This window comes from Nonomuraea sp. C10 (genome assembly GCF_008017515.1).
Taxonomy (GTDB): Bacteria; Actinomycetota; Actinomycetes; order Streptosporangiales; family Streptosporangiaceae; genus Nonomuraea; species Nonomuraea ferruginea.
Window position 1 is genome coordinate 4,268,273 of the sequence record NZ_VPFF01000001.1, and the last position, 25,627, is coordinate 4,293,899.

General features: G+C 69.5%; 21 protein-coding genes. 8 read left to right on the forward strand and 13 right to left on the reverse strand.

Going from position 1 to position 25,627, the window contains the following annotated elements; genetic code table 11:
• Window positions 1–43 precede the first annotated feature (43 nt).
• From FR742_RS19610 to fxlM, 3 genes are all read left to right on the forward strand, one after another.
• Window positions 44–3,127, forward strand: a complete 3,084-nt coding sequence (locus tag FR742_RS19610; protein ID WP_222708988.1) for a lantibiotic dehydratase — start codon at window positions 44–46, stop codon at window positions 3,125–3,127.
• A gap of 249 nt (window positions 3,128–3,376) precedes the next feature.
• The gene (locus tag FR742_RS19615; protein WP_261808867.1) at window positions 3,377–4,381 is read left to right on the forward strand and encodes a lanthionine synthetase C family protein; all 1,005 of its coding nucleotides are present in this window, start codon (window positions 3,377–3,379) and stop codon (window positions 4,379–4,381) included.
• A 33-nt stretch (window positions 4,382–4,414) separates the two neighbouring features.
• A complete protein-coding gene (gene fxlM / locus FR742_RS19620) occupies window positions 4,415–6,523 on the forward strand; it encodes a methyltransferase, FxLD system (protein WP_148032284.1) in 2,109 nt (702 codons plus the stop codon).
• 39 nt (window positions 6,524–6,562) lie between these two features.
• Here fxlM and FR742_RS19625 read toward each other — a convergent pair whose 3' ends face one another.
• Window positions 6,563–7,756 carry an RNA-guided endonuclease TnpB family protein gene (locus tag FR742_RS19625; RefSeq protein ID WP_148032285.1) on the reverse strand — a complete coding sequence of 398 codons (1,194 nt, stop codon included), beginning with the start codon at window positions 7,754–7,756 and terminating at the stop codon, window positions 6,563–6,565.
• Between the two features lie 160 nt (window positions 7,757–7,916).
• Between FR742_RS19625 and FR742_RS19630 the strand changes: the two genes are divergently transcribed.
• From FR742_RS19630 to FR742_RS19640, 3 genes are all read left to right on the forward strand, one after another.
• Window positions 7,917–9,035 carry a hypothetical protein gene (locus FR742_RS19630; protein WP_148032286.1) on the forward strand — a complete coding sequence of 373 codons (1,119 nt, stop codon included), beginning with the start codon at window positions 7,917–7,919 and terminating at the stop codon, window positions 9,033–9,035.
• A gap of 112 nt (window positions 9,036–9,147) precedes the next feature.
• On the forward strand, window positions 9,148–9,693 hold the full coding sequence (locus FR742_RS19635) for a phosphotransferase (protein ID WP_187281218.1): 546 nt from the start codon (window positions 9,148–9,150) through the stop codon (window positions 9,691–9,693).
• Window positions 9,690–9,965: a hypothetical protein gene (locus FR742_RS19640; protein WP_148032288.1), complete on the forward strand. Its 276-nt coding sequence runs from the start codon at window positions 9,690–9,692 to the stop codon at window positions 9,963–9,965. Before FR742_RS19635 ends, FR742_RS19640 begins: the two co-directional genes overlap by 4 nt.
• A 481-nt stretch (window positions 9,966–10,446) precedes the next feature.
• Here FR742_RS19640 and FR742_RS19645 read toward each other — a convergent pair whose 3' ends face one another.
• The 8 genes from FR742_RS19645 to FR742_RS19680 form a co-directional block, all read right to left on the reverse strand.
• Window positions 10,447–10,929, reverse strand: coding sequence for a hypothetical protein (locus FR742_RS19645; RefSeq protein ID WP_148032289.1), 483 nt, complete (start codon window positions 10,927–10,929; stop codon window positions 10,447–10,449).
• A gap of 11 nt (window positions 10,930–10,940) precedes the next feature.
• Complete coding sequence (locus tag FR742_RS19650) at window positions 10,941–12,236, reverse strand: hypothetical protein (protein ID WP_148032290.1); 1,296 nt, start codon at window positions 12,234–12,236, stop codon at window positions 10,941–10,943.
• Window positions 12,236–13,216 (reverse strand): hypothetical protein, encoded by a 981-nt coding sequence (locus tag FR742_RS19655; RefSeq protein ID WP_148032291.1) that lies wholly within the window; start codon window positions 13,214–13,216, stop codon window positions 12,236–12,238. The genes FR742_RS19650 and FR742_RS19655 overlap by 1 nt, the downstream gene beginning before the upstream one ends.
• A complete protein-coding gene (locus FR742_RS19660) occupies window positions 13,213–13,683 on the reverse strand; it encodes a hypothetical protein (protein ID WP_148032292.1) in 471 nt (156 codons plus the stop codon). The genes FR742_RS19655 and FR742_RS19660 overlap by 4 nt, the downstream gene beginning before the upstream one ends.
• A gap of 102 nt (window positions 13,684–13,785) precedes the next feature.
• Window positions 13,786–14,919 carry a DUF932 domain-containing protein gene (locus FR742_RS19665; protein ID WP_222708989.1) on the reverse strand — a complete coding sequence of 378 codons (1,134 nt, stop codon included), beginning with the start codon at window positions 14,917–14,919 and terminating at the stop codon, window positions 13,786–13,788.
• A 97-nt stretch (window positions 14,920–15,016) separates the two neighbouring features.
• Window positions 15,017–15,559 (reverse strand): hypothetical protein, encoded by a 543-nt coding sequence (locus tag FR742_RS19670; RefSeq protein ID WP_148032293.1) that lies wholly within the window; start codon window positions 15,557–15,559, stop codon window positions 15,017–15,019.
• Window positions 15,560–15,673: 114 nt separating this feature from the next.
• Window positions 15,674–17,347: a hypothetical protein gene (locus tag FR742_RS19675; protein ID WP_148032294.1), complete on the reverse strand. Its 1,674-nt coding sequence runs from the start codon at window positions 17,345–17,347 to the stop codon at window positions 15,674–15,676.
• A 228-nt stretch (window positions 17,348–17,575) separates the two neighbouring features.
• On the reverse strand, window positions 17,576–18,028 hold the full coding sequence (locus FR742_RS19680) for a hypothetical protein (RefSeq protein ID WP_148032295.1): 453 nt from the start codon (window positions 18,026–18,028) through the stop codon (window positions 17,576–17,578).
• 497 nt (window positions 18,029–18,525) lie between these two features.
• Here FR742_RS19680 and FR742_RS19685 point away from each other — a divergent pair, with 497 nt between their 5' ends.
• Window positions 18,526–18,729, forward strand: coding sequence for a hypothetical protein (locus tag FR742_RS19685; protein WP_148032296.1), 204 nt, complete (start codon window positions 18,526–18,528; stop codon window positions 18,727–18,729).
• Between the two features lie 755 nt (window positions 18,730–19,484).
• On the opposite strand, the gene FR742_RS19690 is transcribed toward FR742_RS19685, so the two are convergent.
• A complete protein-coding gene (locus FR742_RS19690; RefSeq protein ID WP_187281219.1) occupies window positions 19,485–22,481 on the reverse strand; it encodes a BTAD domain-containing putative transcriptional regulator in 2,997 nt (998 codons plus the stop codon).
• Between the two features lie 830 nt (window positions 22,482–23,311).
• Here FR742_RS19690 and FR742_RS19695 point away from each other — a divergent pair.
• On the forward strand, window positions 23,312–23,998 hold the full coding sequence (locus FR742_RS19695; RefSeq protein WP_261808627.1) for a Na+/H+ antiporter NhaA: 687 nt from the start codon (window positions 23,312–23,314) through the stop codon (window positions 23,996–23,998).
• A gap of 177 nt (window positions 23,999–24,175) precedes the next feature.
• Here FR742_RS19695 and FR742_RS19700 read toward each other — a convergent pair whose 3' ends face one another.
• The 3 genes from FR742_RS19700 to FR742_RS19710 are packed head-to-tail and all read right to left on the reverse strand — an operon-like array spanning window position 24,176 to window position 25,429.
• Window positions 24,176–24,658, reverse strand: coding sequence for an SRPBCC family protein (locus tag FR742_RS19700; protein ID WP_187281220.1), 483 nt, complete (start codon window positions 24,656–24,658; stop codon window positions 24,176–24,178).
• Window positions 24,655–25,248, reverse strand: a complete 594-nt coding sequence (locus FR742_RS19705; protein ID WP_148032300.1) for a TIGR03086 family metal-binding protein — start codon at window positions 25,246–25,248, stop codon at window positions 24,655–24,657. Before FR742_RS19705 ends, FR742_RS19700 begins: the two co-directional genes overlap by 4 nt.
• Window positions 25,241–25,429 carry a hypothetical protein gene (locus FR742_RS19710; RefSeq protein WP_187281221.1) on the reverse strand — a complete coding sequence of 63 codons (189 nt, stop codon included), beginning with the start codon at window positions 25,427–25,429 and terminating at the stop codon, window positions 25,241–25,243. The genes FR742_RS19705 and FR742_RS19710 overlap by 8 nt, the downstream gene beginning before the upstream one ends.
• Window positions 25,430–25,627 lie beyond the last annotated feature (198 nt).

The window sequence follows — 25,627 nt, forward strand, 5'->3', positions numbered from 1 at the left end:
GGGAACCCTCCTCTCCCTCAGACTCAGTCCGCGGAGGCATCACGTGACTTCGCACGAGCGTTCGCGTACATACCGGCATGTTGACGCGGCGTTGATCCGCGCGGCTACCCACCCCGGCTGTCTCAACCTGCCGCCCTGGCCCGCCCTGGACGGCGACAATGCAGCCAGTGGATGCGCCTGGCTGGCCGGCGTGTGGGCTGAACCGTCCATCGCAGAAGCGGTCACCGTGGCCAGCCCGGCGTTCGCCGACCGCGTCAACGCCGTGTGCGCTGGGCATCGCCCCAGCGTTGGCCAGGTTCGGCGCATGGTGGTGACGCTCGCCCGATACCTGGTGCGAATGCGCGGCCGCGCCACCCCATTCGGAATCTTCGCCGGCGTGGCGCCCGTGCGGTTCGGCGAGACGGTCTCGGCTTACTGGCCTGCGAACCACGCGGTTCATGCGCGGGCGGACGCGGCGTGGCTGGCCGCTGTCATCGGCCGGCTGGAGATGTGCTCCACTCTGCGGCGCCGACTACTCGTCGAGATGAATGACTTCGCCATCGCACACGGAAACCGGCTGGTCGTGGGCTGGCAGCCCCATGCCTCGATGATGAGCGACGGCCCGACGCCGGAGGTGTCGGTGCGCTACGGCACCGTCGTACGGGCGATCGTCCAGAGCGCGCATTCCCCTGTCCCCGTCAGCGAGCTGATCGACAAGCTGTCCATCGAACTCAGCGTCCCCTCCTCTGCCCTCGACGCGATGCTCTCCGAGCTGATGGCGCTGGGAGTCCTGATCAGCAACCTCCGCCCTCCCTCGACCAACGCGGACGGCCTCGCCCATGTTCTCGAACGGCTCCGCGAGATTGAGACCGTCGGGGACGGCGCGTTCGGCACGGCCGCGCCGCTGGTCGCAGAACTGCGCGCGATCCACGCTCACCTCCAGGAGGACGCCCCGCTCGACCGGCTTGAGCTACGCACCCGGATGCGCGCGGTGGCGAACGTGGTCGACCAGCCGCTGGCGACCGACCTGCGGCTCGGCCGCGCTGTGGTGCTGCCCTCGGCGGTCGCGCGCGAAGTGGAGGCCGCCGCCGACGCGCTGCTGCGGCTGGCCCCCGCCCCGTCCGGGCATACGGCGTGGCAGGACTACCACGCGAGGTTCCTGGCACGGTACGGGATCGGGGCGTTGGTCCGGGTCGAGCAACTCGTGGACGGTGTGGCCGGGCTCGGCTACCCCGCGCACTTCGCGCACCCCGACCAGCCGAGCACGCGGGGTCTGTCGCTACGCGATCAGCGCCTGCTCGCGCTCGCGCAGCAGGCGGCGATCGACGGCGCCCGGGAGGTCGCCCTCGATGACGCCGCCATTGACCGCCTGACGGCCGGCAGTGTGGACGATCTCCAGGTGGCGCCGCATGTGGAGCTGTGCGCCGAGGTGCGTTCTCCCACGCCAGCCGCGCTCGCCGACGGAGTGTTCAGGCTCGCGGTGATCGGTACAGGCAGGTCGGGGATGGCGCGAACCGGCCGGTTCCTGGACCTGATGCCCGCCCCCGACCGGCAACGGATGGCCGACGTGTACGCCGGCCTGCCCGTGTCAGTGGAGGGGGCGCTGCCTGCCCAACTGGCGTTCCCGCCGCGCACCGTGCACATGCAGAACGTCGCCCACGCCCCGAGGATCTTCCCGGACGTGATCAGCCTGGGCGAGCACCGCGCCGCCCAGACCGACCGGATCCGTGTGAAGGACCTGGCGGTCACCGCCGACAAATCCCGGCTGTATCTGGTGTCGCTGTCGCGACGCCGGGTGGTGGAACCCGTCCTGCCGCACGCGGCCTCCTTGCAGGCGATCCCGCCGCTCGCGCGGCTGCTGTTCGAACTGCCGCGCGCCCGGGCAGTCACGATCTCGCCCTTCGCCTGGGGAGCCGCAACGCATCTGCCGTTCCTGCCCCGGCTACGGTACGGCCGGACCGTGCTCGCACCTGCCCGGTGGCGGCTTCCCGACGGCTTTCTGCCCGGGCCGCAAGCGCCCTGGCCGGTGTGGACGGCAGCGATGACCAAGCTGCGCGCACACCTGGGCCTGCCCGCCAGCGTGCACGTCGGAGAAGCGGACCGGCTGCTGCGGCTGAGCCTGGACGAGCCCATGGACATGGCGCTGCTGCGCGCTCACCTCGACGCCGTAGGCCCGGCCGCCGTCGTGGCCGAGGCGCCGACCGCCGCCGATCACGGATGGCTCGCGGGCCGAGCCCACGAGATCGTCTTCCCTCTGGCGTCCGCCGCTCCGCCCGCCATGCTGGCCCGCTCCGCGCCGCTACCGCTGATCGAACCGGAGCACGACGAACTGCCGGGCTCGCGCCTGCTGTCGGTCAAGTTGTACGCAGCGCCCGAGGTCCACGACGCCCTCCTGGTCGGCCACCTGCCTGACCTCCTGACCGCATGGGGCGAGAGGCCGCCGCCGTGGTGGTTCATCCGCTACCGCGACCCTGCCCCGCACGTGAGGCTCCGCCTACGCCTACCCCGCCCGGAGGACTACGGCGCCGCGGCCCACCGCGTCGGGGTCTGGGCCGCCGGCCTGCGCCGACACGGCTTGATCGGCGACCTGGTCCTCGACACCCACCACCCCGAAACGGCCCGCTACGGGTCCGGCCCCGCTCTGCAGGCCGCGGAGACGTTGTTCGCCGCCGACTCCGCCGCCGCGCTGGCACAGCTTCGCGCAGTGGCCACGTCCCGGGCCGTTCGCCCGCAGGCACTCACCGCGGCCAGCATGGTCGACCTCGTGGCCGCGATGACCGGCACCCGGCCTGCAGCCATGCGCTGGCTAATCGACCATCCCCGCCCTGCTCCGGACTCCCGATGCGACCGGGCGGTGCTACGGCAGGCGATGGGCCTGGCCGACCCGGACGGGGCAGCGCTACGAGGTCTGCCGGCCGGTCCCTGCGTTGCGGCGGCCTGGCACGCGCGCGCAGCCGCCGGCGCCGCTTACTCCGGCCTTCTCACCGGCACCCATCTGGACCCCGCTGGTGTGCTGGTGTCGCTTCTGCACCTGCATCACATCCGCGTGCTCGGCATCGACCCCGAATCCGAGCGGATGTCTCTGCGACTGGCTCGGGCGATCGCCCTGGCGGTGGCCGCGCCGCGCCGGAAGGAGAGCCACCGATGACGCCACTCACCGGCCTGCACCACACGGCCCAGGCCGTGGAGACGGCTGACCGGATAGCTGATGCCCTGGCCACGCCCCCACCACCCGACCCCGGCCACGACTACAGTCCGTCCAGCCCTCGCTGGCGGCACCAGTCGCTGTCCAAGGGCGCCGCTGGAATCGCCCTCCTGCATGCCGTACGCGCGCACGCCGGACTGGCCGCGTGGACTCGGGTAGGACGACTGGCTGGAGTGCTCCACCCGCGAGGAGATCAACGCCTGCGACCGGGCGGGCCTGTGGTTCGGGGCGCCCGCACTCGCGTTCGCCATGGCCACGACCGCCCCCAGCGGCCGCTACCGAACGGCGCTGCGGAAGCTGGACGCAAGCGTCACCATGATCGTGAAAGGCCGCCTTGCCGCCGCACACGCCCGGTTGGCCGCCGTCGAACGCCCCAGCCGGGACGAGTTCGATCTCGTACGCGGCATGACCGGGCTGGGCGCGCACCTGCTGCGGCGCGACCCGCAGGGACTGCTGTTCCGGGAGGTTCTCGCCTACTTGGTGAAGCTCACCCAGCCGCTGCCAGGCGACGAAGCCCGGACCGAGCTTCCCGGCTGGTGGACCACCGACCTTCCGCTGGCTCGCCCACCCGCCGATTTCCACGGGGGGTTCGCCGACCATGGGATGGCGCACGGTATCGCCGGCCCGCTCGCGCTGCTCGCCACCAGCATGCGGCGCGGGCTCACCGTCGAGGGCCACGCCGAGGCCATCGAACGTATCTGCCTCTGGCTGGACCGCTGGCGGCAAGAGGGCCCAACAGGCCCTTGGTGGCCAGAGCGGGTGAACATCGGCGAGCACCTCGACGCACGTCCCGCCCGGCACGGACCGGCGCGCCCCTCCTGGTGCTACGGCACCCCCGGGATCGCCCGCGCCCTGCAGCTCGCCGGCATCGCGACCGGCGACCACGCCCGCTGGCAACGCGCCGAGCTCGCACTCGCGGCATGCCTGTCCGACCCCGCCCAGCTCTCCCGCATCCGCGGCCCCGCCTTATGCCACGGCTGGGCCGGACTCCTGGCCACCGTATGGCACGCCACCGTCGACGACTCGACCGGAGAACTCGCCACCCACCTGCCGCGTCTGCTGACCACGCTGCTGGACCACGCCGACCAGGCCGAGCACGACGGGCTGATCGAGGGCCGCGCCGGCATCGCGCTCGTCCTGCACACCATGACCGTCGGCACCAGCGACGACTGGCAAGTCTGCCTGCTCATCACCTGACCAACCCCAGCCCGCGATTGGACAGCCGAACCGATGAACACCGACAGCACCAGCCCATGGCGCCAGGTCAACATGACGAGCGACGACTGGCGGGCCGCTGAGTCGATAGCCGCCTCGCATCTCCGGCCGCTCCTGGCCGAAGCCGAGCAGCACCGGGTCATCACCTCATGGTGGTACACCCGTAAGGGCCCCCAATGGCTGATCCGCTGCATGCCCGCCCCCGGCAAGGACGACGAGGCCGCCGCGCTCCTGCGGGAAGCCATGGGCGGTCTGCGGGAGCGCGGCGACATCGCCCAGTGGGTCTGGGGGATGTATGAGCCGGAGATCCACCCGTTCGGCGGCGTCGAGGCCATGAACGTCGCACACGACCTCTTCCACGCCGACAGCCGCAACATCCTCCACTACCTGCACCAGCTCGATGATCGGCTCCTGGACCGAGATCACCGGCGTGAGCTGGGTCTGATGCTGGCCAGCACCCTGCTGCGCGGGGCCGGCCTGGATTGGTACGAGCAGGGCGACGTGTGGGACAAGGTCGCCGCGCACCGGCCGGCCGCCCTTCCGGCGAGTTTCCCCAACCAGGTCACGGACGTGGAACTGGCCGCCGTCCGCACGCTCATCACCGCGCGCGGCAGCAGCCCATCCAGCCCGTTGGCGGCCGCTCCGGATTGGACGGGTGCTTTCCACGAGACCGGCGTCCGGCTCGCGGCCCTGGCCAAGAGCGGCCGCCTCACTCGCGGTCTGCGCTCCGTACTGGCCCATCACGTCCTGTTCGCGTGGAACCGAGTAGGTATCTCCGCACGCCATCAGGCGTTCTTCTCGGCGACGGCTGCCCGGGTCGTGTTCCATCACACCCCGGGCATCGAGGACGCCCCGACCTCCCGCCAGTTGCCGTCACCTGCGGCTACGCTCTCCTCAGTGACGACCCGCACGGACACCGACCCGAGCCCCGAGCGGCTTCGCGACGAGCTGGCAGACCACATCCGCGACCGCGGTACCTTCAAGTCCGAGCGAGTCGAGGCCGTGTTCCGGACGGTGCCCCGGCACCTGTTCCTGCCCGGCGTCGACTTGCGGGACGCCTACGCGCCCAAGGTCGTCACGACCAAGTACGGCGCGGACGGCTCAGCGATCTCCTCGGCCTCCAGCCCGAACCTCGTGGCCGCAATGCTGGAACAGCTCGACATCCGGCCCGGCCACCGCGTGCTGGAGATCGGCGCGGGCACCGGCTTCAACGCGGCCCTCATGGCGGAGCTGGCCGGCCCGGACGGGCGCGTGGTCACGATCGATATCGACGACGACATCGTCCAGGAGGCCCGCCGTGGTCTGCGTGCGGCGGGATATGAGCAGGTGGAGGTGATCTGTGGTGACGGCGCCGACGGCCATCCCGCCGGCGGCCCGTATGACCGGCTCATCGTCACCGCCGGCGCGTGGGATCTGACCGCCGCCTGGTGGCGGCAGCTCGCCGAGGGCGGCCGGATGGTCGTCCCGGTCCTCCTGCATGACAGTGGTCTGACCCGCTCGCTGGCGTTCGACCGCGACCAGCCCGACCGGATGGTTTCCACGTCGGCCCTGGTGTGCGGGTTCGTGCCCATGCGCGGCTCGACGTTCCACGCCGGGCGTGAGCTGCAACTCGCCCACGACGTCGTACTTCACCTCGACGGCAGCCCGTCGCAGGAAGGCGAGCATCTGCCGCAGGCCTTGAAGCATCCCGCCCACCAGGTCTGGACCGGCATCCGAATCCGCGACGATCAACCCGTCGGACATCTCGATCTGTGGCTGGTCACCACCGGCAGCCGCTTCGCCCGGCTGGCGGCCGGGCCGCAGGCCCGCGACCGCGGCCTCGTCACGCCCGCGCCGCGCTGGAGCGGAGCCACTCTGTACGACGACACCAGCATCGCCTACCTGGCACTGCGCCCTCTCGACAAGCACGTACCAGGACGCCAGACGCACGAGCTCGGTGTGATCGCCCATGGTCCCGAAAGCGCGAAGCTCGCCGAGCAGACGGCCGAACTGCTGCATGAGTGGGACAGGGAACGGCCGTCGCGACCCTTCATCACCGCCCATCCAGCCGGCACGCTCGACGAGCAGCTATCGCCGGGGTACCGCATCGACCGGCCTGGCGCCCGCCTGACCGTCGTGTGTTGACATCCTCCCCGCGCTGAAGCACGGGGATTCCAACCGCAACTATCCCACGAGGAGGAGGTCGCGTTGAGGTTCGCGGTGCACCGGCCCGGCATTCCATGGCCCTTCCCGCGCAGACACGACATGCCCTGCCGCGTGTGCGATGTTCCTGGCCGCGTTCACATCGGCATTGCCCGCGTATCCACAGGACCGGCACCGGTAACGCGCTTGGCTCTCACGCGCTTCCCGGTCCACGATCCCGCACGCCGAGCAACGCTGACTCGTGTACGCGGGGCCGATCTTCAGGACGCGGCCGGCCGCCTTATGCCCCAGCCGCTCCACCAGCGCACCCCACCCGGCGGCGAGAATGCCCCGGTTCAGCCCGGCCTTGGCACGCACGTTCCGGCCCGGCGCCTCGACAGTGCCGCCCGCCGACCGGGTCATGGCGCGGATCTTCAGGTCTTCGACGGCGATCACGTCGAACCGGCGGGCGAGGTCCGTACTGACCTTCTCCACCCAGTCCTTGCGCCGGTCGCTCTCGCGCGCCTTCAGCCGGGCGATGGCGGCCTTCACCTTACCGCGCCCGTTCGACCCCCGCTCGGCCCGCGCCAGCTTGCGCAGCAACCGGAGCAGGCGGGCCTTCTCCGCCTTACGCAGACCGGGGGCATCCAGCATCTCGCCGGTGGACAGGGCCGCCGAGACCGCGACGCCACGGTCGACACCGACCACTTCACCCAGGCCCGGCACGGGGATCGGGTCCGGGATAACGGCGAACGCGACATGCCATCGCCCGGCACGGTCGCGGGTGATCCGGTACGACTTCACCCCCTCGGGGACAGCGCGGGACCAGCGAAACCGCGCCCACCCCACCTTCGGAACCTTCACCTCGCCCACGTGGCGCGACAGGCGGCGCACGTCACCCGCTTTGACGGCGACGATCCGGAACCCTTCACTCCGCCCGCGTTTGCGCCAGGTCGGACGACGGTGGCTGCCGCCGAAGAAATTGCTCATGGCCTGCGCGAAGTCCTTCAGCGCCTGCTGCTGAACGATGATCGACCCCGCCCGCAACCACTCGAACGCTGCCCGCGCCTCGGTCAACTGGCGGCACTGCTCGGCGAACCCCGGCGCACTCTTGCGGCCCGACTTCCAGCAAGCGTGCTGCTGAACCGCGAGATTCCACACATACCGGGCATGCCCGCAATGCTCCAGCAACGCCTGCTCCTGGACAGGCGAAGGCTGGAGCCGGTAGCGGGACACGCCGATCAACCTACCGACCGCCACCGACAAAACCAGGAGACCACAGTGTCCGACCGTTCCGGCTTCCTCCCCGTCCTGAAGGACGGGGCCTCCAGCCTGTAGATATCCGGTGACCGCGGCGGCTTCCCCGGCCGGCCACCCGTAGACAGGAGGCACGAAGGTGAGCAGAACCGACGCCGCCCAGCCGGTCGCGCCCCTGCAGGAGGTGGCGCGCTGCTTCCCGCTCGTGCCGCGCCCGCGGGCGGTGTGCCGCTCACTCGAACAGCGTGTCGCTCGCGTTCGTGACCGCGCTCATCTCGCGGCGCGACGCGGCGACGACGCGCTTCTTCGGGCCGCGGAGGCGTTCAACGTGGCCGCGCTGATCGCCACCGACTGCGGCTTGCCCAACCTGGCGCAGGATCTGTGCTGGCAGCAGGCTGGTGTCTTCCTCACGCGCCGTCCCTACCCCGCGGCGACGGCCAAGCTGGCGCTGCAACCGCTGATCAACCTCGGTCGTCTGCTCGTCCGCGACGGCGATCCAGATGGCGCTTACCGGGTGTTCCGGGGTCTGTACGACGGGCTCCGCGACCGAGCGTCCACGGTCGTCACCGGCAGAGAGGTGGACTTGGCCGACCTCGTCACCGAAGAGGACCGGCCCGAGACGGTGCAGTGGATGCGGCTTGTCCTCCTCGTCGACGGCAGCAGGGCCTTGGCCAGGGCCGGCCGATGGACTGAGGCGCTTCACCACGCCGAGCAACACCACGGCGTCGGAGAACTCCTCTACGAGGGGCGCCAGGTCTCCATCATCGCCCGCGCGACCGCCGGTCACCATGACGAAGCCGCTCACCTACTGGACTCAACCCCCATAGAAGCGCCGTGGGAGGAGGCGATTGCGGCCTGCCTGCGCACGCTGTGCCCGCGCCTCGCCGACCAGCTGGCCGATCCGGTCATCTCACCCATGGTCGACGCCTATCTGCGGCTTCCAGCAGAGCCCGAGCATGTGGTCTTCCAGGTGCGCTTGGGGTTGTGCGTTCTCGGGCTGGCCCCCGGCGGCTGCGGGGCGGCGGACGTGGCTCGGAAGATGACGAGCACGGCTGTGGCTTCTTCGGATGCGTACGCGGCCTGGGAACTCTTGAACGGCGCGCCGCACGCCGTCGGCGATGACGGACCTACGCTGACCGCCATGGTGAACGCGGCAGGGTTAGGGCGCGGGGACATTCCGGATCTGCTCGATGACCTCCAGCATGCGACCCGAACCGCCACCGAGGTAATGCGGGACGCTCTGGCGCCACCCGGTTAAGAGCCCGATCACAGGGATGATCTAGATGGTAGGTGAACGATTCCCGTCAGGGGGACGGCCCAGAGAACCCGCCGCCTCGCGGCCGAAGGGACAGGAAGGGCGAAGCGAGCGCATGACGGTCGGCCGATGCACCCACGACCTCGAATTCCGCCACGATGTCGTGATCAAGCGTTACACATTGTGGGAACGAGGAGAGCCTCACCGGGAATGGGCAGTGCTCACGCTGCTCGCCGAACACGCGCCCGGGCTGGCGCCCGCACCGGTGGAGGCCGCGCTCGACGCTCACCCTCCTATGATCGTCATGAGCAGGCTGCCCGGCCACGTCCTGCGCGGTGAGCACGCCACCGATGAGCAGGTCAAGGCAACGGCCGCCGCGCTGAACCGATTGCACCAGATCCCGCCCCAGGTGGTGCAAGAGATTGAACCCGCCGCCTGGGAGCCCGCGGCAGCCGTGGACAAGACCCGTGCGTGGGCCGGCAAACGGCCCCACCTCGGCACTGACTCCCGCGTCCAGGAGGCGTTCCGCGCGGGGGCCGCCTGGCTGGCCTCCACCACCCCTGACAAACTCGCCACGAATCCTCTGCCGCCGGTCCTCGGGCTGGCGGACGGCAACCACGCGAACTACTTGTGGGACGATCACGAACGCCGCGTCGGTTGATCGACTGGGAGGACTCCGGCCGCAGCGATCGCGCTTTCGAACTCGGCGAGCTCTGCGAGCACATTTCCCGCCTCGACGGCAACTTCGACGCGGAGCAACTGCTCGCCTGCTTCGACCTCTTTCCGGGTGAGGCGGAGCGGGTGCGTGATTTTCGCCGTCTGGTCGCGCTGGGCTGGTTCCTCCGACTCGGCCCCGACGGGCCGGCGACCCCCCACAATCCGGTGGGCACCCTGGAGCGACAGGCCGACAGGATTCTGCATCTGTTCGGTTGACGAGCCCGCAGTCGAGGCATGGGTTGCCAGCACTCCGCTTCGTCGAGGTTTCGAGCGCGCCCGTTCCGGCGAATCAATCCCCGCGCGCGCGGGGAACACGGCGTCGGGGTGCTGGTCATGCCGCACGCCCTGGGACCATCCCCGCGTGCGCGGGGAGCACACTCGACGACCTGCAGGTTTGTCGAGCGATAGGGCTAATCTGGAGCACTTTCAGAGAATTAGACACTCGTCCCACATAGCTCATATCGCCACAAATAACCTTCCGCTACACAATCCTCTCGGCGACCGGCATCGCTTATTCCGGGATCAACGTACCGACAGCTTCCGCCCTGCGTATCGCGGCGCGTAAAGAAAACCACTTTGCCAGAGAACCTGGAGCGGCACTTCCGTCTACGACGCGTACCGGCTGAAGAACGAGTGGAACGAGTCGGCAATCGTACGCTCGCCGCCATTCGACAGTCAGGAGGTGAGTGACGGTCACCTACGGGCGGGGGCCGACCTGCTTGGTAATGAGCTTTTCCAGATCTTCGCGAGTGTTGTCGGACTCGAAAAGCCCACCGTCGTCGTGGTGTTCGGCGTCGGGGTCGATCCCGATGAGGTGGGCCGCTCGGTGGCTGACGTGAATGACTCGCTTGCCGCGCACGTGCCGTACGAGGTGTGCGGGGTCGTTGTCGGTGGCGAGCATGTACTGCCAGATCGAGTACGGCACCGACCAGCTGCCGGCCTTGGTGACGGGGGTGCCGTCAATGGACATCTGGCGATCGCGGATGTGCACGAGCCACTGGCCGCCGGCGGCGAGGGCGACCTGGCCGGCGTAGCAGCAGCCCGTTCCGCACCTGCTGCGGTAGTCCGTCTGCCACCAGCGCACGTCGGGGTCCGGGCTGGCCTGGACCTCGGTGATCCGGTCGAAGCCCTGCCAGGCCGCTTGGCGGTGGCGGAGTTGCGGCACGAAGTCGGTGGTCATGGTGTTTCCTTTCACGGTGCGTCGTCCTGCGGCCGGTCGGCTACGGGATGGGGAGGCTGGTGGTCGTCGACGAGGTCGGCGTCGACGACCTCGTGGTCCTGTTCGCCGGCGAGTTGCCGGCGCAGATCGGTGGCGAAGGCCTGCAGTTGATCGAGGGTGGCGCGTCGCATGGTGGTGCCGGTCCTCGCGTCGAAGGCGGCGTGCAGGTCCGTGGTGCCGCCTGGCCATTGGTGGAGGATCTGGTGACGCAGCCACTCGGCCCGTGCATGCGGGGTGAGCTTTTGGACAGGCTCCGGGGAGGCGCCGCTCTCGGCCGGAGATCGCTCGCCGAATGGCGCCTCGGCAGGCAGGCGGTCTCCAGCAGGTTCCTGGGGGACGGTCGAGGGTTGGTGCCGGCGGGCTGTCAGCGCGGCGCCCAGGGTGTTGAGCACGGTGCGCAGCTCTGGGGTGAGATGTCCGGCTTGGAGGGCCTGGTGCCAGATGGCGCGTACCCGCTCGGGGGTAGTGGCGGCTGAAGCCAGCGCGAGGTAGTCCGGCGGCGTCTGGCTGGACGGTTCGTCGCCGCCGTCCTCGCTGTCGGGTGTGCCGGGCGATTGGCTGTTGCCGCGGGGCAGTTCGGGTGCGTTACGCCGTGCCAGCTCTGAGCGCTCGGGCACGGTGCCGGTCATCAGTTGACGTGGGGAGATGCCCTCCACGCGCAGCCGGGGCACCGGGAAGGTGACGGGCTTGCCGCCCTTGAGCGTACGGGCTTCGGTGACGAACAAGATGGCGTCGATGTAGTCGCCGGCGCGTTCGATGAAGGCGGCCCGGTCGGGCAGTTCCTCGGCGGCGTTCCAGCCCTTGCTGGCCAGCAGCCAGGTGCCCAGGCTGGGCACGTCCTGCAGCAGGACCGACAGCCGGGTCTTGACCTCGCAGCGCAGCCGCCCTTCTGCCCGGCACAGGCAGGGCCGGCCGGACTTCTGCTCGATGGTCTCGCCGTCGCAGCGCCGCTCGCAGTAGGGGCCGTCCCACAACTCCATCCACTGGGTGACCGAGTGCGGCGGCAGCAGCACGGGGATCTCGTCAGCGGTGGTGGTGACCTGCCACTTGTCCAGGCCTCGGGTCATCTCGGCAACGGTGCCGCCGTACAGGGCGGCGGCCGCCTCGACCAGGGCGCGGGAGGGGGAACTGAAGCGAAAAGTGTTGAGCTTGATCGGGTGCACGCCGTTCTTGGCCGGGACGCTGTCGCCGATGCGGATGTGGCCGTCGGGCCAGTAAGCACGCTGCCGGCGTCGCATCCGCGCGAACACGTTCGGGTGGATCGGCATCAAAGATCCTTATCGGTCGGGGGCTGGACGGGCTTGCGACCGCGCAGGTCGATGCGGTGCAGGTAGGCGGTGACCGGCTGCAGCCCGCGGAAGGCCGCGAACGCCGCGTCGTCGGCCGGCAGGGGGATGAATCCGTAGCCGGTGGTGCGCAGGTTGAGCACCGCGGCGCCAGCGAAGTCCGGGACCGGGAACTCGTGCGTGCCGTCGTGGTGGTCGGTGGCGCCGTAGCGGCACTGAGGCGGGCAGGCCAGCGCGACCGTGGCGTGGCGCAGCGCGGCGAGTTGCAGCGGGTACTCGTCCCACACCGCCGAGGCGGGGTGTTTGAGGCTGGTCTTAATGTCGACCAGCCACAGCCCGGACGGGGTGGGCAGCGGATCGGCCGGCACCGCGCGGGGCTTGAATCGGGGCACCAGCGGCGAGGTGGGGGTGGGAAAGCGTAGGTTCGCCCACAGGTCGCTGGTGCCGCCGTAGCCGAGGTCGCGGTTGAGCATGGTGCATTCGGCGGTGATGACGTCGGCGGCGATGTCGATGCCGAAGTCGGTGAGCCACTGTCGGTAGGCGCCGAGGAACGGTTCGGCTTCGGGGTCGGGCGCGATCGGCGCCTGGAGGTTGATGGCCTGGGCCTGGCGGTGGACGCGGCTGCCCAGCCGCATCCGCCGCTCCCACTCGGCCTGGTAGGCGGCCTTGGCCTGCTTGACGAACTCGGCCAGCTCGTCGGGGTCGGCGGCGGCACGCAGCGCGGCCGGCAGGTGCTCGGCGAACCACTCGGCGGTGTGCTTGGCGGCCGCCGGCGCGAGCGCGTGCTTGGCCATGGTGGCCAGCACGTTGGTGACCGAAATCAGTAGCGCGCCGGTGGCCGGGTCGCTGTAGTAGCGGCCGTTGCCGGTGGCGATGGCATGCTGCGGTCCGTCGGGATCGTGTTCGTAGACGAGCTCGCCGGGCGCGGTCATGCCGGGGCGGATCGGGGTGTCCGCGCTCATCGCTGTTGCCCCGTCTCCTCCCCCGGCTGCGCGGGCGTGGTGGAGGTCGTGGTCGAACGGTCGGCGTCGCAGGCCTGGGTCAGCGCGGGGCCGTGCAGGAGTTGCCCGTCGACGGTGACGCGCAGGTGACGGTCGGCCCGCCGGTCGCGGGTGTAGAGCTCGACCAGGATGCCGCCGTCCAGGGTCTGGCGGACGTAGCCGGTGATCTGGTTGGCCTGGATGCGGGCGATCGGCCAGCCGGTGACGGCGTCCTCGATCATGTCGGCGGTGATGGCTTCGACGTCGACGATGCTGCGGCCGGTCGCGGCGATGATGGCGCTGATGGTGGCGAGGGTGTCCGGTCCCCAGTTGCCGTAGGCGGCCAGCAGCGTGCGGTAGATGTCCTCGATCGCTTGGGCGTCGGAGATGAGCGCGTGGGCGCGAGGCACCAGAAGCGGGCGCGGGCCGGGCAGGTCAGACAGGCACACCACAGTGCCTCCCAACTCGGATAGGTACGAATAGACGGAAAGGGGAACCGCGGCCCCCGGTCCCGGAGGGAAGACGGACCGGAGGCCGCGGAGACAGAGGGTTCAGAGGCCGGCGGCCAGGTGCAGCACGCGCGCCGCGTGGCCTTCCATCTCGTGCGCCGCGTCGGCGTCCGGCAGGGTGCGGGCGACGCTGGTGACGGCGTGCATGACGCCGCCGGCGCTGGTGTCGCCGCCCTGGATGAAGTGGGACAGGATCTGCCGCTGCTGCTCCTCGGTGTAGGAGAGCTTCTTGGCCACCTGCTCGATCGTCGCGGCGGGGTCGGTGACGCGGGTGCCGGCCAGCCGTGCCATCTGATCGAGCTTGGCGCGGACGTAGTCGAGGTCGAGGAAGGTGGTGATCGCGTCGCGGGTCTGGGCGGTGATCAGGGCCAGGTTCTTGTCCTGAGTGTCGGCGCTCCAGCGCACCACGCCCTCGTCCAGGCGGCCGCCGAGGTGGACGTGCCGGGCGGCGTCGGCGTTGATGGTCATGCCGTTGCGGCAGACCTGGACCAGCAGGCGGGGCACGATGGTGAACGCGCCTTCGCCGACCTCGCTGTTGGTGATGACGAACCCGGCGAACACGACCGGGTTGTCGGCGCCGCGCTCGCCGGTGAACGGGCTTCGGTAGTCGCGCAGCAGGTCCGGTGCCAGGGCGCGGATCTGCTCGCAGACGACGCGGACGTACATGCGCCGTTCGGTCAGGTCGCAGCCGTCGATCTGGACCTGCACGCCGCTCAAGCGCACCCCGTCCAGGGCCGCCATGAGGACGTCGAGGTTGTCGATGATGCGGTAGCTGTCGGACAGGAACGCCCGCGCGACGCCGTGCCCGCCGTTGCCGTTCAGGCCGCGTACGAGGAAGCGCCTGTCGGCGTCGGCCAGCCAGCCGTTGACGTTCGCGTCGTACAGGTCGGGCTTGTGCTCGCGCAGGCGGCGCAGGTACGGCAGCGGGATGCCGAGTTTGCTTGCGAGGCCCTGGTCGCACACGCTGGTCGGCGTGTAGAGCCCGGCGGTGGTGGTGACGCCGCGCTCCGACAGCAACGGTGCCGTACTGATGCGCAGGCGGGTGCCTTCGGCGCGGATCTGCCGGCTGTGTGCCACGACGTCGACCTTGTGCGCCTGCTGATGGCGCAGCAGGTCGACAAGGTCTTCCAGTCCCGCGTTACGGGTGGTCAGCGTAGGTGCGGATGCGGAACTCACAGGGGTCGCCCCATTCGTGGAGGTGGGTGGAAAGGGAAAAGTCCCGGCCGCCTGAACCGGCGGCCGGGACCAGATGAAGTGGAAAGAGGGGGCGGGATTACAGGCCGGTGAGGAACTCCTCATCGCTCGGCAACTGGTCGAACCGCCACCCCGTGACCAGGGCCGCCGGATAGTGATCGTCGGGGTGCGGCCGGGTGGCGAAGCGGCCGCGGTTGTGCGGGGCTACCTTCCGGCCCCGGTACACCTCGAAGACCTGGGTATCGAGGTCGACGATGTAGCCCCACTCGCACTCGGAGTAGGCCACGGGGTAGGACGAGGCGTCGTCGATGACGCCTGCTCGCAGCATCGCCTCGGGGTCGCCCTGGGTCTTCCAGAGCAGTTCCACCCAGGTGATCACGTGGGACGAGACGTACGGGTCGGCGTACTTGCCGTACCGCTCGATGTCATCCTTGTTGGGCCGGCCGGAGGTGACCACCTGCAGCGCGACGACGCGCTCGCGCAACACGTCCGGAGCTTTCGAAGCGGTGCGCAGCCACCCCAGCACGATCAGGCCGACTCCGTCCGGCGCGGAGTCGTAGTGGTTGTAGGCGATCTTCTCGGTCTGGTCGGCGACGAAGCCGACGAAACCACGGCTGGCCATGGGTTACCGAGCCTCCGTGTCGGTACAGGTCATGTGAGGGACCTTCCTGGGTCGTGGACGGGAAAAGCGAAGCTCGGCCGGAAACGGGCAAGCGAGAGCGGCCGCCGGTCGTTGTCAGGCTGCTTGGAGACTGTCGTCGGCGTTGACGTCGTCCTCGCCATCGGCTGCCTCGCAAGCGCTGAGCTCAGCGCGGGCGGTAGGGTGCTCGGGAACGTCAGCGCTGGTGGCACGGTCGCGCTCGGGTGAGGGCGCATCGTCCGGAGCGAGAGACACGCCTTCTTCCTCTTGCGGGTCGTCGTCTTCCCGGCTGGGGAGATCCGGAGCGGTGTCGGGGGGCGTGTCGCCGAGGTAGGGGGTGCCGTCGATCAGGGCCTGCTCGATGGGCGCGGGCGCGTACGCCTTGTCCCCCAGCTCCGGCCCCAGCTCGTGCACCAGGAAGCGCAGCCAGGTCGCGGCGTCTTCGGTGGAGCACGGGCTGTGACGACCGGGCCGCCAGGTGTTCTTGCACTCGGCGGAGGCCTCGCTCATCTGGTACTCCCACGCCACCGCGATCGGCAGCAGCTGCAGCATCGTCAACCGGCCGGAAGCAGCGGTGGCCAGCGCCGCCTCCAGGTCCGCGGGACCGCCGAGCTTGCCATACAGCCTGGACAGCGAGGCCGTACCGAGCTTGTCGCGTACCGGCGCCGGCATGTCGTTGAGGGTCCGGGTGATGAAGCGGACGACCGGCTTGGGCGCGCTCTTGCGGGCCAGAAGGGTGGCCAGCCACTCCTGGCGGACCGTGGCGGCCGCCATCCACGCCCGGTTGCCTTCCACGACGACCTTGCGAGAAGGGCCGTCCGGCTCGGTCGTAGCGGACTGCGGGAGCGTGATGGCCGGCGGCGGGGTGTAGCCGTGCCGCTCGGGGGTGCTGCAGTACAGCTCGGGCTGCCCCTGGCGCCAGCTGTAGAAGAACGCGCCGCGGCCCGGGCAATCGCCGTGCTGCTCGGGGTCGAACCCTTCTACCCGGCCAGCGAGCCGGGCGAGCCGGACGGCGCCGGCGGGTTCGTCCTCGGTCACCGGGACGCCCGCGTCCGCCAGGTCGGCCACCGCTCGGGCGTGCGCGGCCGCCTCCTGCCGGTCCGTGCGCACCCGCTCGATGGCGTGCCGGCCGGTGTACCCCCAGCTGGAGATGAACGAATCGATCTGGGCCAGCGCCTCCTGGTCGCCGTCGAACTCGTCCAACATTGCGAGCTCGTCCAGCGTCCAGGCGTACTGCATGGCCTGCGCGGTGCGGCGGGTCGGCTCCGACAGCTTGCCTGCGGCGATCGCCTGGGCGACCTCCTCGCGGCTGCGGCCGGTGCGCTTGCGGATCTCGGTCCGGGTGGCGCCCAGCTGGTGGGCCATGAACAGGGCGCGGGACTGCTCGAAGGGTGTGAGTCCGAGGCGGAAGTCGTCGTCGTTCTCTACCACCTGGTCAACCAACAGGCTCGCCTTGTCCTCGGCCTTGGTCAGGTCGATCAGGCACAGCAGCTTGGGCAGGTTGATCGTGATGGCGCCTGCCAGGCGGCGGTTGCCCTTGACCACCCACCAGCGGTGCTCCTCTTCTCCTTCGCCGCGCTGGTGATCGTCCGGTATGGGGATGACCGTCACCGGGACCTGCAGCTGGGCCTTGAGAGAGGCGCAGAACTCCTGGGTGAGGTGGTAGTTCTCCCGCACGTTGTCGGGGAAGTGGCCGAGCTGGCGCACCGGGATCCGCGCCAGGCGGAAGTCCTCGGGCAGTTCCAGGTCGGCGTCGGGTTCGACGTCCACCGGCGGGACGGGTTCGAAAGTCTCGAGATAAGAGCTGGATGGCTCGAGGGCTTCGGTGGTGATGGACATGGAGCAGTGACTCCCATCGGAATGAAGTGAAGAGGGGGCTCCCGCCGCCCGCCCCTTCCGCGCAGGCGAGAGCGCGGAGGACCCGGCAGAGCGGGCGGCGGGAGGAACGAAGAGACGCCGGCGGGAGGGATGCCGGCGCCTCTTCGGCTCGGGGTGGCGTCAGGCCGCGGCGGCGGGCTGGGCCTCGTCGGCGGCGGATGCACCCTGGACCATGCGCGGGGAGGCGGCGCTGATCTGCGAAGGGCTGGTGCTTTCGCTAACCATGCTGTAGCGCGAGCACAGCCCTATCGCGGTAGCGGTGATCTTGATGATGCTGCGGACGGTCTTGTGCCCGGCGCGGTCCCTGGACTCGAAGCTCCGGGCGACCAGGTCGCACCCTTGAACCACCAGCAGGTGGCCCTGGCGGTAGGACTCTCCGGCGCGGATGGCCGCGACCCCGTAGGTGACCACCTCGACCTGCCGGGTCGGCACATACGGGGCGCCGTCGCGGCCCGGCGTGGGAGGCCCGTTGACCTCCAGCTTGGCCGACCACATGGCGGGCGAGTCACCCTTGGCGGGGAAGAAACGGGGCGGGAACGCGATCCTGCCGGTGATGCTGACCTGGATGTCCATGAGCGAGGCCCTTCCTCGGCCAACGCCCCGGACGGGGCGTGGCGGATCTGATCGGCTACCGGGGCTAGCGGACCGTGTGGTGGACCCGTCCCGGCAAGGCAGACACAGCGCCGCCGGGCGCGAGGGCCGCAACCGGGTGGTGCCGGCCACGGACAAGATGTTTTGCGCCAGCAAAAGATCTCTGCCGTGGCGGGCACGAGCCTCGGCGAGAACCCGGTTCGCGGCACCGCGACCAAGGCGGCGCACGGTCGGCCGGCCGGGATGGGCCAGCCACGGGGCTCCAACCCGGGCTGATTCCCGGTGCCGCGTCGTGGCGGCTACCAGGCCGACTTGGCGCGGCAGCGACCTGCGAGACGATCGGTGGGATGGGTCCGGCGGTCGCACCCGTGATAACATCCTGCGGTTCGTGCAGATGTCGCTGAAGGTCAACGCAGGCAGTGCGCGAGAACACCGAGGAACCACCCCTGTTTCGCCTGCCGACAGCTAGCATCAGCGCTGTGGAGCACGATCGCCGGCCCGAGCCGATGCGTCCCGGCCCGGAGCAGCTCGCCCGCCAGCGCGCGTTCAACAAGCTAATGAACGCGTGGATCGACTCCCACCCGGACGCCCCGGACATGGCGATGTGGGATGATCCGGAGTTCATCCGCGCGGTGAACGTGCTTGATGGTCGCGACCCGGAACACGGCCTCAACGAGGCCTAACGCAAACCGGGCACGCCCCGGTCGCGACTTCTGTTGTACGAACTCACGCTCATTCACTTTGCAACCGCTCGCGGACGCCACCCCACCCCGGGTCGTTCTTGCCCGCTGCGTCGTTGCCGCTTGTAGCCGCTACGGTTTTGAGGCCAGTGGCCAGGAGCGCCAACGCCTGTCGAAGGCCACGTCCACATCCGACGGCACACCGTACACCTCGACGGCGGCCTGCGTGACCACCCGGGACCCGGCCACCGACTCGCTCGCCGTGGCTTGCGCCGCTCTGACCGACTCCGAAGCACCCTCGATGATCGACTTCGACCCTGTAGGCCAATGAGTCACTATCCCCGGTAACGGGGCTGTACCCGTTCGCGATGCTCTCAGTGAGCCTCCGGTCGACCTGGCGCGGTAGGCAATGTGATCGCATCGCCGAAGCTGAGTGGCTTGGGTGCTTATCTGTGGTTCCGGGGGAGCCGGGTTCCGCGCTTCCCCTCGTGACGTAGAGACCGAACCCGAGGGAAAAGACTGCTTCCTGCAGCTCGTCACCGCAGACCTCACCGTGATCTTCTGGGTGGTCCCGTCGGCGCGGCCACGGGCCAATCGCCGGTCGTCACGTTCCTGCCGTCCGGGGTCGAGAGGATGCGCGCCTTCAGTGAACCCGGTTCGCGGCCCCGCGGCCAAGGCGGCGCACGTGTCGGCCGTCCAGGACGGGGCCGCCACCGGTTCTGCGACTCGGGCTGACTCCCGGTGCCGCGTCGTGGCGGCTATCCGGCCAGCTTGGCACGGCACCGCATGGCTTCCTCTGCTCCCCCATCCGCTTCGAACACCGCGGCCGCATCCTGGTAGCGCTCGTCGGCCTCCTGCCGGCGGTCCAGCGCGGCCAGCGCGTCACCGGCCAGTTCCTGCGCGTGCGCCTGCCCGGCGCGGTGCCGAATCTCCACGCTCAGCTCGCGTGCCTGGTCACTCAGCCTGAGCGCGGGCTCCGCACAGCCGGCGTTCAGCATCAACGCCGCCAGCGTCTGCAGAGCCCACCGCAGGTAGGACCGATCCTGCGGTTTCCTGGCGAGTTGGCCGCCCACTGCCACCGCCTCACGGCCCAGGACGAGCGCGCGCTCGTGGTCACCGTGGGCGCTAACCACGGTGGCCATGGCACGCAGGCACAACAGCTCAGCGTACTGGTTAGCGATGTCGTGGGCGATCCGCAACCCCCGATGGGCATCCGTCTCGGCCTCGAACAGCAAAGCGTCGCGATCAGAGGCGACCGGCGCCGCGGCGGCGAGTTGACGACGACACACTGCTCGCAACGCGAGCGATCGTGCCAGTCCAAGAGCATCCTTACTGCTTTCCCGCGCGGCCACACACTCGTTGAGCAGCGGCATCGCGCGCTGCGCTCCGCCCGCATGACGCATGATCAGCGTGGCCAGGCGATGACGCGCCTCCGCGGCCAGCCGTACGTCGGAGGGGGAGAGCATCTGCAGCAGGCGCCGCCACATGTCCTCGGCGTCGCGGTGGCGGCTTTCTCGGTACAGATAGGACGTCACGCGCAATGCGAGCCCCATGGCCAGGCTCGACAGCCTTTGTTCGCAAGCGATGCGCACTACGTACAGGAGATTCGCCGCCTCGGTCGCCAGCCAGCCGTCGACGTCGTCCACAATCAGCTGACGGACGTTCGACGGGGCGAACGTCGACATCTCCAGCGCCACGACCGGCGGGTCATGCGGCTCCGGGGCGATCTGCTCGTCGGCCAGGCCCGCGAGCTCCAGCCAGCCCAGCGTCAGCCGGTGAATGGCCCGGTCGCGCTCGTTGGGACGCTCGGCCAGACGCGCGGCGGCGAAGACACGCAGCAGATCGTGCTGCCGATATCGAGGCTGGCCGAGCGAATCCACCCCGATCGTGGACAGCAGGCTGTGCCGGACCAGGCTTTCCAGCACGTCCTCGACATCGTCGGCATCTCCGCCTGCCAGCATGGCCACCTCCCAGCCGGCGAATCCGCCCGGCCGCAGCAGGGAGGCCAGGCGGAAGACCCGCGCCGCGAGATCCGGCAGCGACTCATAACTGTCGGCCATGCCGGCCTCGACCGTCATGCCATCGGCCCGCAGCATGCTCAGCAGCCGCTTGCGCAACCGCGTGGCGAACGTCGCCAGCGGCCACTGCGGCTGTCCCGATAGCCGGGCACCGGCAATCCGCACCGCCAAGGGGAGCCCGTCACAAGCGTGGACGATGTCGGCGGCCGCGGTGGTGTCGGACTGGATGCGCGCGGCGCCGATGATCTCCCCCAGCAGGCTCAACGATTCGGCCGGCGACAGCGGTTCCAGCCGCACGGTCCGCATACCGGCCCCGCCGACCAGGTGCACACGGCTGGTCACCATCACCGCGCATCCCGGCGTGCCGGGCAGCAGCGGATGCACCTGATGCATGCCGGACACATCGTCGAGTACCACCAGGACCCGGCGCCCCGACAGGACCGAGCGATACAGCGCGGTGCGCCCGGCGACGGTGGCTGGCACGCTGGCGAGCTCGACTCCTAGCGCGGCCAGGACCTCCCCCAGCACGTCGGCGATCTCTCTTGGCCGGTCGGACATGCCGGCCAGGTGCACGTAGATCTGGCCGTCCGGGAAGCGCGACCGTAGCAGGTGCGCCACCTGGTGTGCCAGCGCCGACTTGCCCACTCCAGGGGAGCCGCTGATGGCGGCGATGAGCACACGGCCGGACTCCCCCTCATTACGCAGATAGCGCGACAACTCTTCCACCTCCGCCGTACGGCCGGTGAAATCGCTCACGGCCGGTGGAAGCTGAGCCGGAGGTAGTCCCGCGGCTCCCCAGGCGATGGTGGGGGCGGCCGGTTCGTCGTCGTCCAGGATCCGAGGACCGAGGGTGTCCGCGGCGATCTCGTCGCGTAACCGGCGCAGCTTCGACCCGGGGTCCGCGCCGGTGTCCTGGGCCAGCAGCGTCGCGAGGGTGTCGTAGTGCCGCAGCGCCTCCACCCGATAGCCCGCCCGGTACAGAGCGGTCATCAGCAACGCGTTGAGTATCTCCGACAGCGGATCGTCGGCCAGCTCCCGGCGGAGATCGCCGAGGAGCTTATGGTGCTCGCCCGTGTTCAATCGGGCCTTCAGGAGATCCTGCTGCGCGACCTTGCGCTCCCACAGCAGTTCTTGCCGCCAGGTCGCCAATCGAATGGGGTCCTCGGGCACGTCGGCCAGCGGGGGATCGCCCCACCATTCCAATGCCCGGCGTAACGAGGCGACTGCGGCTGGTTGATCCCCCGCTGATATCCGCGTCCTGCCCTCCTCAGCCAAGCGCCGGAATTCGGCAAGGTCGAATTGGTCGTCTGGACGGAGCGTGATGCGATATCCGTGAGCACGCGCTGACGGAATGCGCCCTGGAAGTAGCCGGCGAAGCTGTGACAAGGCGGTTTTCAGCGAGTTTTCCCGGCCGTAGGTGTCGCCCCAGACCGCCTGCATGAGTGTCTCGGCGCTAACTCCGTCGGAGCCGGCCAGCAACAGCGTGACCAGCAGCGGACGCCTGGTACGGGTGATCTCAACCGTCCCTCCCCCGCGGTCGACCTGGAGCCGGCCCAAGATGGCGAACCGCACAGGAGCCCCCATTCGCGACGAGAAGGCGATCGGCGCTGCGACAGCAGTGATTTCAGATGAAATCTGATCATTTTGGATATTACTGCGCAAACCCAAAACTGGATCATGACCCGGACGCAACCGCATCACAACCTGATCAACGCTCTCGCCACCATCGTTCCCCACCCCTCCTCGCATGAGGTGCCCAGCAACGAATACAGCAGCCCGCCACCGCCTGAGTCCAAGGCGGCAATATGTGCCTGCCATAAAGCTGACCATCGGGTTGTAGCCCCATTTGAAGATTCCTTCAAGAAGGACTCGGGCCTCGCACCTGGCTTGCCATCGGCACCGTGCACGAATCCGACATGGCCCGTAGCACTCAGTGACAGCGAGAACGCTCAGGCTGGTCGGGCAAGACGCTAAGGTCGACCTCGCATCGGCCCAGCTCTTCAGGAATGGCTGGAAGTGCTCTGGAACGGGAAGCGCGGGCAACTGCCCGTCGTGAGCGTGGCCGAATCGCAGGGCGGTGTAGGGGTATGCGGCGGTGAGCGGTCAGAGATCCAGGGCCGCCGGAGCCGCGGCGGTTCTTCGGCTTTCTGGGCCGTTGGAAGGACCAGCGTGGTGACCTGCTCGTCGTGCTGCTGCGGGTGGGGCAGGCCGAAGACAACACCGTCGTCCGGCCGAGCTGCGACCCGGTATCGCGGACCGGGTCGCACCGCTGCTGACGGACATCCTCCGCTAGATCGGTGACATCGCGATTCCATACCCGGAGCTGACCGTCCGGGTCGTGGTCTCGCTCATCCAGGACCTTAACAACCGGCTCGGCGACAGGATGCTGTCGTTTGGCTCCACCAGCAGGCCAGGGCCGGCGGACGCGCGGAAGACGGCCGCCGCGGCATGAGCGCACCGAGCTTCGTGGCCGGGCTGCTCGTCGGCATGAACCTCATTAAGGTCTTCTTCCACGGTTCCAACGCGCCGTTGCCTGGCGACTGCTGGCGGCGCTGGCGCTCTTCACCGTGCTGGTGCAGCGCCGCGTGCGCTCCTGGCGGCTGCTGCTTCCGCTGGCCGCCATCACGTGGGCTCTGGTGCACGCCTCGGGCGTGCACGCCACCGTCGCCGGCGTCCTGCTCGGCTTCGCCGTACCCGTCCTGCGCAGCCCCAAGTCCGGCGGCCCGGACGCCGGCCCCGGCCTGGCCGAGCACTTCGAGCACCGGTTCCGTCCCCTCTCGGCCGGGGTGGCCGTGCCCGTGTTCGCGTTCCTGTCCGCGGGAGTGACCCTCGGCGGAGTGGACGGCCTGATGAGCGCCTTCCGCGACCCGGTGGTGCTGGGGATCGTGGTGGGCCTGATCGTAGGCAAGCCGATCGGCATCATGACGGCGACCTGGCTCATGGCCCGCTTCACCCACGCCGACCTGGACGAGAACCTGTCCTGGGTCGACATGCTGGGCTTGTCGATGCTGGCCGGGATCGGGTTCACCGTCTCCCTGCTGATCGGCGAACTGGCCTTCGGTATGGGTGACGACGCGCACGTCAAGGTGGCGGTGCTGGCCGGTTCAGTGACCGCGGCATTGCTGGCGACAGTGGTTTTGCGGTTGCGTAACCGCGCCTACCGGCGCATCCACGAGATCGAGACCGCCGACCTCGACCAGGACGGTGTCCTGGACGTTTACGAGACGGACCGGCCTGAAACAGCCGGCAGTTGAGTCCAGAGGCGGCGGGCGCCTTCACCGGTTTGCTCGCCGCCTTCAGCCGGGCAGGCTAGTACGGCAGCCGGAGATCGTGATCGTGGGTGTGGCGGCGTGACCCAGGACAGCCGCCACGTGATCATGTCGGGCTGGTGCCGAGTCCGAATGACCTGGTGGACTGGTCGCCGGCTTGCATCAGGATGTACGTCTTGGGGACAGCACTGCATCAAGTCGGTCGAAGCCCTCGGCCACACCGCGGGCCATGGGGGAGGAGACGACGAGATCGCGGGTGTGCTGCGAATCGAACAGCATGGTGGTGGTCAGCGTCGTCCTGTCGTCCTGTTCGGTGAAGTCGTGGCTGACCAGAGACTCGCCCGGATACCAGTGGTCGTCGAAGGACTCCGTGTAAGCGAGGCGGGCGGGCGGATCGATCTCCCGGTAGACCCCGCCGGAGGACATCGAGGCGCCGTCCGGCCCATCCCAGACGAAGCGCCACTCGCCGCCGAGACGGAGATCGACCTCGGCCACGACCAGGTTCCAGCCGTGCGCGCCGTACCACTTGACCAGCAGCGAGGGTTGGGTCCAGGCGTCGAAGACCAGATGGCGAGGGGCGCTGAAGACCCGCAGCATCACCACAGCCCGGTCGGACGGCGTCAGAACGGTGACCCCAGCCGTCATGCGGACCACCGCGGATCGCGGCCGATGAGGGCGAGCAGCCGGTCCTGCGGCGGGGCGTCCTCCTCGATCCGCACCTCCGGGCCGAACACCTCCACGCCCGGACCGAACGCGCCGGGCGTGCGGTACTTCTCCAGGAGGTCCGCCGGCAGCGCGGTGATGGCCGACCAGTGGTATTCCACATCGGCGGGGTCCATCGTGTCGTCCTGGCCGGTGGCTCGGGCGAGGTCCCATCCGTGCAGCGGAAGATCGGCGCTCGGGACCTTGTCGATGTGCTCCTCGGCCGTCATGCTGCCGGTGGGCGTCTCACACTCAACGCTCGCCAGCGAAGGGTCGTCCAGGATCGCCTCGACGTCGGCCCGCGCGGAACGGAACGCGGCGACCGGATCCTCGTCCACGGACGGCGCGGCGCTGGGCATGCGGTCAAGCTGGCGCAGTATCACGCCGTGCATGTCGATGATGTGCCGCACCACATCCCGGGCGGTCCACTTCTCGCACGGGGATGGGTTGTTCCATTGATCAGGGCGTACGGTCGCGACCTTGCGGTCGAAGGCGTCCGCGCGCCGCCGGTAACGGTCGGCGATCTCACCCATCGTTGGCCTCTTCACCTTTGAGTTCGTCCAGCAGTTCGTCGAGGTTCTGGTAGCGGTCCTCCCAGAACCGGCTATAGCCCTCCAGCCAGTCGGTGGCGGCCTTGAGCGGACCCGCCTGGAGCCGGCAGGGCCGCCGTTGCGCATCCCGGCTCCGGGAGACGAGCCCGGCGCGTTCGAGCACCTTGAGGTGCTTGGAGATCGCCTATGCCTTCGACAGCTGCGAAGGATCGCGGAGTGACCGTCCTCATGTCACATCGATCTTCCCGAACGGGCGTCAAGGTGACGGATGGGTTCAAACCTGTGCACCACTGCCGTGGACGCTAACCTTGGGGCTGGCCAGCTGATCGATCCTGCGTGGGTGTCCCACTTGCGGGTACGA

Bases quoted from the DNA above. Each gene is read 5' to 3' on its own strand.
- fxlM (WP_148032284.1), top strand. From the start codon at position 4,415: ATGAACACCGACAGCACCAGCCCATGGCGCCAGGTCAACATGACGAGC.
- FR742_RS19635 (WP_187281218.1), top strand. From the start codon at position 9,148: ATGACGGTCGGCCGATGCACCCACGACCTCGAATTCCGCCACGATGTC.
- FR742_RS19645 (WP_148032289.1), bottom strand. From the start codon at position 10,929: ATGACCACCGACTTCGTGCCGCAACTCCGCCACCGCCAAGCGGCCTGG.
- FR742_RS19650 (WP_148032290.1), bottom strand. From the start codon at position 12,236: ATGCCGATCCACCCGAACGTGTTCGCGCGGATGCGACGCCGGCAGCGT.
- FR742_RS19655 (WP_148032291.1), bottom strand. From the start codon at position 13,216: ATGAGCGCGGACACCCCGATCCGCCCCGGCATGACCGCGCCCGGCGAG.
- FR742_RS19670 (WP_148032293.1), bottom strand. From the start codon at position 15,559: ATGGCCAGCCGTGGTTTCGTCGGCTTCGTCGCCGACCAGACCGAGAAG.
- FR742_RS19680 (WP_148032295.1), bottom strand. From the start codon at position 18,028: ATGGACATCCAGGTCAGCATCACCGGCAGGATCGCGTTCCCGCCCCGT.
- FR742_RS19700 (WP_187281220.1), bottom strand. From the start codon at position 24,658: ATGACGGCTGGGGTCACCGTTCTGACGCCGTCCGACCGGGCTGTGGTG.
- FR742_RS19705 (WP_148032300.1), bottom strand. From the start codon at position 25,248: ATGGGTGAGATCGCCGACCGTTACCGGCGGCGCGCGGACGCCTTCGAC.